This is a genomic window from Vibrio sp. V43_P6S15P86 (assembly GCF_009904725.1).
Taxonomy (GTDB): domain Bacteria; phylum Pseudomonadota; class Gammaproteobacteria; order Enterobacterales; family Vibrionaceae; genus Vibrio; species Vibrio diabolicus.
Map to the genome: position 1 here is coordinate 1 of NZ_WXWT01000306.1, position 6,784 is coordinate 6,784.

The following is a 6,784-nucleotide window of genomic DNA, read 5'->3' on the forward strand; positions in this document are numbered from 1 at the left end:
CACCTATAGTGAATAATGTTCGTTAAGATCAACATTCGAATTTATCGAGATTGGATAAGAATAAATGAAACGTGTACTTTTGGTAGAAGATAATCGTGAAATAGCGGGAATGTTGTTCGATTATTTTGAGTGTGCTGGCATGCAGCTGGATTACGCCGACAACGGTGAGCTAGGCTTAAAACTGGCGATGGATAATGCGTTTGACATCATTTTGCTCGACCTCATGCTGCCGCGCATGGATGGCCTAACACTGTGCAACAAGCTGCGCGATGCGGGTAATAACACTCCGGTGTTGATGTTGACTGCACTTGATAGCCGAGACGACATGCTCAAAGGCTTCCAACACGGCGCCGACGACTACCTCACCAAACCGTTTGATCTCGATATTCTTGAAGCACGCATGACTGCATTGATTAAACGCTACCGCGGTACGGTTGCCTCTACAAAAATTCAGTATGGCGAAGTGTCTATCGATCAAAAAACGCATCAAGCCTACCGTCAAGATAAGCTGTTGGCGTTGAATCCAACCACGTACACGATTCTAGAAATGCTGGTGAAAAACGCGCCAGAAGTGGTCACACGTGAGGAGATTGCTTTCCGATTGTGGCAAGAAGATGAGCCAAACAATGACGTTTTGCGCAGCCACATTTATCAACTGCGCGGTCAACTCGATAAACCCTTTGAAGAACATTTATTGAAAACCATCCCTAAAGTCGGCTTCCGCTTGGAGCCGAGGGCATGATTCGCCGCTTATTTAACAACACACAAAGCTTAACTGGACGCCTCGAACTCTTCTTCCTGTTGGTGTCGATTGTGATTGGTCTGCTGTGCTTCGCACTTGTTAGTGGCGCGTTGTTGTGGTCGGAAGATCGCGTCGGTGAACGACGAATTATAATCGACAAGAAAGAAGCGATTGAGCATTTTAGGCGTCATCCTGGCGACGGAATGATCAAGCTTGATTTACTGACAATGGCATACAACGACATCAATCTCGTTCCTGGGCTCTATCAACCCTTCATTCAAGATAAAAAATACTTTCTCGCTGAAGTTGCTGACGAACCAGACACTCGCATGATTTACATGAGCACCTACACGCAAGGTGGAGAGGAACACCCTATTATTCTGATCTCTCTGATTGATGAGATAGAAATTACATCTAACGAGTTCATGTTTGTTCTCGTTATGGTGCTTGCGGTTGTAATCGGGTTACTTTTGATTTTTGGCAGCCTATTATCGAGACTTTCTCTGCGTCTCATTGAACCTGTCAGTGCCCTTAAAACGCAACTGGACCGCCATCAAGGTGACACCACACAAAAATTTGTTGTCCCTGAAGGCTCTGCAAATGAATTCCAAACGCTCGCAAATCAGCTTAATGAATATCGACATCAAATCAATCAAGTGATTAAACGTGAACAAGCTTTTGCACGATATGCCAGTCATGAGCTGAGAACGCCACTAACGGTAATGAAAGGCTCGAGCAGCCTGCTAGCCAGAAGCCCAAGCACGCCGTTTCAAGAGCGTCAGATTGGCCGTATTCAAGATGCCACTTTGCAGATGTCGACCATGGTTGATGCTTTGTTGGGTTTGGTGCGATATGAACGCAACACCGACGACAGCCCCGTTCGAACCATATCAGAGCAAGAGCTTCACAACATCGTTGCTCTTAGCCAAGCGCAAGCCGATGAAAAATCGCTGGAATTTAATGTACAAATATTGGGGCATCCGCAAACCAAAGCGACCACTGCAGTTCTTAACATTACGTTGAGTAACTTAATTCGCAACGGCATTGCCGCCACGTCAGCGGGAACGATTCATATCACCATGACCGATACCACACTGTCGGTGAGAGATGAAGGCGAAGGCTTCTCTTCCGTGCCAGATGCCGAAGGCCATGGTTTGGGACTCATGATTGTGGACGACTTATGCCGACGCTATGGCTGGCAATTCACTATTGATACACATCCAAATGACGGCTGCGTGGCTACTATCGATCTTTCAACCGAGGTAACTGATGGCGAGTCGCAAGACGAAGAAATGTAGAACACAAGATCTCGATACTTTTGATCTTCATTCAATAACGGGTACACTGTGCCACCTTTTTAAATGGCAAAGGTGACACGGTTTATTCCGTCAGCATCGACATGAAACTCTCAGAAAGTCCTATCACCCAACATAGCTTTAATGGGCGCAAATTTTTCCTTAAACGTGACGACATGCTCCACTCCCACTTTTCTGGGAACAAAGCACGTAAGTTTATGACGTTAATGGAAGAGCAAAATCCCGACATCACCACGTTAATAAGCTTTGGCTCCGCTCAATCTAATGCCATGTACTCGCTAGCGGCTCTCGCCCAGATTAAAGGTTGGGCATTTGAGTTTTATGTTCATCACATTCCATCTTGGCTAAAAAGCTCCCCCATCGGAAACTATCGCGGCGCTCTCGATTTGGGTATGAAAATCACCGCCATGCAAGACATCGGTAGCGAGCTCCACCCTAGTGAATACATCCACCAGGTACGAAGATTAGATGAGTCGACATTGCTGATTCCAGAGGGTGGACGTTCCCACCTCGCTGAAGCTGGCATCAAACAGTTAGCACGAGAAATTCTTGATTGGACGCGATTGAGAGGTAAAGAACAGTTTACCGTCGCCCTGCCATCAGGCACTGGCACGACCGCTTTATATCTTCATAAACATTTAAGCCCACACGGCATAGAAGTGCTAACTTGCCCTTGCGTAGGCAATGCAGATTACTTAACTGAGCAGTTCAACCAGCTCGGTGAAAACAGCCACCCAACCATTTTAACCGTGCGCAACAAACACCATTTTGGTCGCTTGTACGAAGAAGATTACATTACATGGAAAGCGCTCTTTGAGCAAACCGACCTCGAATTTGACCTGTTATACGACCCGTATATGTGGCAATGCCTCACCCCTTGGTTGGAAGAGAACACAGATAAAACGGTGATTTATATTCACCAAAGCGGGTTACTTGGCAACGAATCGATGTTGCCAAGATATCAACGAGAATTTGAATAGCGTGTTCAAATAAAGTTGTTGCTGATTACAGTGATTCCACTATTTGATGAGCGCCAGAATTTTTTTGAATTCAGGTGCTCGGCAATCTTCGACCATTTCATACAAGCACATTTCTAGCCCAGTAAGCACCACACCGTTAGCGGTTAGCTTCGCAAGAGCGAGCGCTTTATTGGCAGCGGTTCGGGAAGATACACAATCCGTGACTAATTCAACGCGATAACCGGACTGGCGCAGAGAAACCGCGGTTTGATAGACGCAAATGTGAGATTCAATACCGCAAACCAACCAGATATCCACTTTTGCGTTCTCCACCGCGACCTTAAACGTCGCCTCTTTACAGCCATCAAACGTGTACTTGGTAATAGGTAAATGCGTGCTTTCAAGCACTTCACGAATCGGCTCCGCGGTTGGGCCCAACCTTTCTGGATTCTGTTCTAGCCACAGAATAGGCAAATCTAGTGCTTTGGCACCCTTTACCAGTTTCGTGATATTTTCAATCAGTGCGTCGCTTTCATGCATTAATGTAGCGAGTTTCCCCTGAACATCCACCACAATCAGGCCCGTGTTTCCTTTCGATAACATTTCCATCTCCTATCTTGTGTGACCACAAACCATACTCAACAAGTTGAGCAATAGTTAATGTATCAGAACCCTTTCATGTTAGAGCAATAAAACCTAGAAAGATGACCTTCGCTCACACATTTGCCCTTAGTTAAGTGTGGTTTGAACTGACTATTTAAATTTCTCTCGAATTAGTTCAATCAAGGCTTTGACTTTATTAGGCAGAAATAAGGCAGAGGGATAAATCAGAGTAAGATGCTGCTTCGGATGCGCAAATTGAGGCAGCACCTCGACCAACAAACCATCTCGCAATGCAGGCTTAGAATGAATTTGTGGAATAAACGCGATGCCGTTTCCTGCTATCGCCATCGAGCGCAGCAAGTTGAGGTCGTCCGAGCGCAACGCCACATGCAGATCTGAATCGAGCAAATCGGCATTGTAACGATTAGTTAAAAGGCGATGCTGCTTAAGATCTTCCACCGTTTTTACTGGCGGATGCGATTCTAGATAGGCTTTTGACGCAACAAAGTGACTACGATAAGGCAAAAGACTGAACTGCACATAGCTGTCATCGGTGACTTTGACCACGCTCGGAAGAAGCTGTAAATCAAACGATTGACGCTTGAGATCGACACTCTCTTGATGGTTTTCAATCTCGACCGAAATATCCGGATACCGCGTTGTGTACTCGGTGATGATCGCGTTAAACGCGGCAGAGCTCATCAATGCGGAAGGAATGGCTAAACGCACCTTGCCCGTCAGCTCTTGTTGATATTCGTGCATGGCATTTAAACCTTGCTGAATATGGTCAATAGGCTGCCCCACTAACTCAAACAAGCGTTTCCCGTGCTCCGTCAACTCAATGCTGCGTGTTGTGCGGATCAAAAGCTGTACCCCGAGCGATTTCTCTAATTCTTGCAGGCGACGACTCACTTTTGAGCGTTGTAGTTGATTCGCCTCTGCCGCTGCACTTATACCGCCGTGAACCACCGTCTGAGTGAATAGGTAAATATCATCAAAACTAACGTTCATTGTCCTATTTTTAGGTCATTTATGTTCGTATTATCATTCTACTGAATTGTGAGTGACTTCTCTATAATCCGCTATCCAATATGTTTAACGGAACTTGTAATGACGGCTGACCAAAAATTCAAACACTGGATGCGAACTTTGATTGTCCTGTTCATCGTACTATTTTTGTACATTATCATTGCTGACCGCCACGCCCCCTTAACGACCGAAGGACGAGTGCAAGGATACGTTGTCCAAGTCGCGCCCGAGGTATCTGGTAAAGTGACCGACGTTCTCATCGAGAATAACCAGTCCGTTCAAAAAGGCGATGTGTTGTTTACGATTGATGATCGTAAATACAAGATAGCGCTTGAACAGGCGGAGCTGTCTCTGCAATCCGCTTATGAAAAAGAAGCAACGCTGTATTCTCAACGCGAAGCCGCTCTTGCCAATATTGCCCGCGCCCAAGCGACATTTGATAATGCGCACCGCGAGTACACCCGCTTACTGACACTATCGAAGCAGAAAGTCATCTCTCAATCGACACTCGATAATGCCTTTGCCCAAAATCAGGTATCACGTGCAGCGCTTAAAACGGAAAGACAAAACTTAAAAGTCATTGAAGCGCAATTAGGCGATCAAAAAGGTCAAAGCACCGCCGTTCGAATTGCCAAAAACGGCATCGAAAAGGCGCAACTTGATTTAGCAAATACCGCGGTACTCGCTCCCAGTGATGGTGTCGTGACCAACCTGCAACTAGAAGTTGGCACGATGGCAAACACCAACATGCCATTGCTGACGTTTGTACCAACTGGATCACTCTGGGTAGCCGCTGATTTTCGTGAAAAATCCGTCGCGAACGTAGACAAGACTTTCCACGCCTTGGTCACATTTGATGCCAACCCAGGTTCGGTGTACGACTTTGATTTAGCTAGCCGCGATTACGGTGTAGCAGCCGCACAACAAACGCCTAATGGCGCACTAACCAAAGTGGAAGTGAACAACCGCTGGGTACGTGATGCGCAGCGTACACGAGTGAACCTAACCAGCAGCGAAGAGTTACCACCAGCCCTGTTTGTCGGCTCTCGCGCTACCATTGTTTTGTACCCAGACAACAGCATTTTCTGGCAGTTGATGGCGCAAGCACAGATTCACCTCGCAAGCTGGTTCCACTTCATTTACTAGGCGGCGACAATGAAAACCTTACGAATTTGGTTCGGCTGCTCTTTAGGGCTCGCGCTAAGCATGATCTTCGGTTGGTCTTACGGATTTTTTGCCATCATGATGCCGCTGTTTATATTAGGCAGAATGGACAACTTTAATATTTCGGCTTTATTGATCGTGTTTTTCTCTGCGGTGTGGACAACCATACAAGCCACATTTTTGCTGGAATACTTGCAGTTTCATCCAACATTAATGACCGTTGCCGTCGGAATCATGATGCTGTTCAAGTGCATTGCAATGATGAACCAGAAAACCTATTTGTTTGGTTACATGGGGCTGTTGGTGGGTTCAATTGTGTTGAATTTTGCCAGCTATAACTTCATGGATATTGAAGAGTTCAACGTCAACATGTGGGTGATGGCGTTCAGCAATATTTTTGTTTGCGCATTCGCGTATTGGTTGTTCCCGGAGCCAAAATCCCCCGCCGAGCACATTGAGATGTCGACCCCAGTAAAAAGCGATATTGACTACATCAGCCAAGTTGCCATGGGTTGGGTAGTGGCGATGGCGGCGTTTATTGTATTCCAAGTAGCGGACTTATATGACTCGCTGTCCGCACAAGCTTCCATTTTGATCATCCTAACCCCAATGACTTTAGCGGGCTCGCTCGCCATGGCAAAAATTCGCATCATCGGCACCGCACTAGGCTGCATCGCAGGGATGGCTGTTCAGCTCATATTGGGCAGTTGGTATGGGCATGGGCTACTCTTTTGGCTCGCCTTTACCATTGCGATGGGGCCATTCTGCTTGTGGCTCACCAAGGGGCAAATTAAAGCAGCTATCGCGTTTTCTGCCATGTCTGCCCTATCGGTTCCGCTGACGACCTCGTTGGTGCCAGAACAAAAAGACGCATTCTTTTCGATCTTGTACCGTTTCAGCTCGATTTTCGTTGCGGTTCTGCTCACCGCGATGGTGATGTGGGTGGTGCATCACTGGATACGTGTGATGTT

Annotated in this window: 7 protein-coding genes; 5 read left to right on the top strand and 2 right to left on the bottom strand. The window is 46.6% G+C overall.

Features of this window, described 5'->3' with window-relative positions:
- Nucleotides 1–64 precede the first annotated feature (64 nt).
- The 3 genes from CAG69_RS13570 (at nucleotide 65) to CAG69_RS13580 (ending at nucleotide 3,038) form a co-directional block, all read left to right on the top strand.
- Entirely contained in the window at nucleotides 65–742 is a 678-nt protein-coding gene (locus tag CAG69_RS13570; RefSeq protein WP_161444665.1) for a response regulator transcription factor, read from the top strand.
- A complete protein-coding gene (locus CAG69_RS13575; protein ID WP_161444667.1) occupies nucleotides 739–2,040 on the top strand; it encodes a sensor histidine kinase in 1,302 nt (433 codons plus the stop codon). Before CAG69_RS13570 ends, CAG69_RS13575 begins: the two co-directional genes overlap by 4 nt.
- Before the next feature lie 101 nt (nucleotides 2,041–2,141).
- Nucleotides 2,142–3,038, top strand: a complete 897-nt coding sequence (locus tag CAG69_RS13580; protein WP_161444669.1) for a 1-aminocyclopropane-1-carboxylate deaminase/D-cysteine desulfhydrase — start codon at nucleotides 2,142–2,144, stop codon at nucleotides 3,036–3,038.
- A 39-nt stretch (nucleotides 3,039–3,077) separates the two neighbouring features.
- Here the strand turns inward: CAG69_RS13580 and CAG69_RS13585 are convergent, their stop codons facing one another.
- Together CAG69_RS13585 and CAG69_RS13590 are read right to left on the bottom strand one after the other, a co-directional pair.
- Nucleotides 3,078–3,620 carry an isochorismatase family protein gene (locus tag CAG69_RS13585; RefSeq protein ID WP_161444671.1) on the bottom strand — a complete coding sequence of 181 codons (543 nt, stop codon included), beginning with the start codon at nucleotides 3,618–3,620 and terminating at the stop codon, nucleotides 3,078–3,080.
- Nucleotides 3,621–3,770: 150 nt separating this feature from the next.
- Nucleotides 3,771–4,631: a LysR family transcriptional regulator gene (locus CAG69_RS13590; RefSeq protein ID WP_005494676.1), complete on the bottom strand. Its 861-nt coding sequence runs from the start codon at nucleotides 4,629–4,631 to the stop codon at nucleotides 3,771–3,773.
- A gap of 99 nt (nucleotides 4,632–4,730) precedes the next feature.
- Between CAG69_RS13590 and CAG69_RS13595 the strand changes: the two genes are divergently transcribed.
- Nucleotides 4,731–5,795 (top strand): HlyD family secretion protein, encoded by a 1,065-nt coding sequence (locus tag CAG69_RS13595; protein ID WP_161444673.1) that lies wholly within the window; start codon nucleotides 4,731–4,733, stop codon nucleotides 5,793–5,795.
- 9 nt (nucleotides 5,796–5,804) lie between these two features.
- Nucleotides 5,805–6,784 (top strand): DUF2955 domain-containing protein (locus CAG69_RS13600; RefSeq protein WP_161444675.1); only part of this gene is annotated, 980 nt, incomplete at its 3' end.

Coding starts and splice junctions, on each gene's coding strand:
- CAG69_RS13575 (WP_161444667.1), top strand. CDS start 739: ATGATTCGCCGCTTATTTAACAACACACAAAGCTTAACTGGACGCCTC.
- CAG69_RS13590 (WP_005494676.1), bottom strand. CDS start 4,631: ATGAACGTTAGTTTTGATGATATTTACCTATTCACTCAGACGGTGGTT.
- CAG69_RS13595 (WP_161444673.1), top strand. CDS start 4,731: ATGACGGCTGACCAAAAATTCAAACACTGGATGCGAACTTTGATTGTC.
- CAG69_RS13570 (WP_161444665.1), top strand. CDS start 65: ATGAAACGTGTACTTTTGGTAGAAGATAATCGTGAAATAGCGGGAATG.
- CAG69_RS13580 (WP_161444669.1), top strand. CDS start 2,142: ATGAAACTCTCAGAAAGTCCTATCACCCAACATAGCTTTAATGGGCGC.
- CAG69_RS13585 (WP_161444671.1), bottom strand. CDS start 3,620: ATGTTATCGAAAGGAAACACGGGCCTGATTGTGGTGGATGTTCAGGGG.